Source organism: Shigella sp. FC1967, from assembly GCF_001743005.1.
GTDB lineage: Bacteria > Pseudomonadota > Gammaproteobacteria > Enterobacterales > Enterobacteriaceae > Proteus.
The window spans coordinates 1-650 of record NZ_MIIZ01001144.1 but is presented as its reverse complement, the minus strand read 5'-3'; the positions used below and the strand labels follow the sequence as shown (position 1 = coordinate 650).

The 650-nt window shown below is 51.8% G+C and carries 1 pseudogene; it reads left to right on the top strand.

Features of this window, described 5'->3' with window-relative positions:
• Positions 1-614 (top strand): annotated as a pseudogene (locus tag BHE89_RS19435) (TrbC family F-type conjugative pilus assembly protein); the annotation flags it as partial.
• Between the last annotated feature and the right edge of the window lie 36 nt (positions 615-650).

The window sequence follows — 650 nt, the reverse complement described above, 5'->3', positions numbered from 1 at the left end:
AAAAAGGCGATCTCGGCGTTAAGGGGCCAGTGGAGAAAATCAGCGAGCCAGACCTTATTGATGTTGCCAAGAAACGCCTTGCCAATATCGACTGGGAAGAGAAGAAGAAACAGGCTGTAGAGCGCTTCTGGACCAAGCAAAACTTCAATGAGCTACCCAGAGCGCCCAAATCTCGAACCCGAGAGATTGACCCCAGCGTCATGATCACCAGTGACATAAGCACTCCGGATGGCACTGTGTTCGCTCACGCTGGTGACGTGATTAACCCGTTGTGCGATCCGAAGGAAGTTTGCAAGCCTGGAACGCGGCCATTTACCCAAGCAGTTGTGATTTTCGACCCACTGGACAAAAAGCAAATGGAGCTGCTCGCCAAGAAGCTGCCTGAAATCAAGCAGGAACCTGGCGTACAACGGATCACCTATATCGCTACAGAGTTCGATAAAGACAAAGGCTGGGATTCCTACAAGAGTGTCACCGACAACTTTGACGCGCCGGTATATCTGCTGACGCCAGATCTGATTACCCGGTTCGAGCTGGAGCACACTCCGAGCATCATTACAGCCAGAGGCAAGAAGTTTGTCGTCCGCGAACTTGCTGAGGAGGGCGGTGAATGATTTTTGCCCCGGCTTTCCAGCCAATTAAAGACGTCG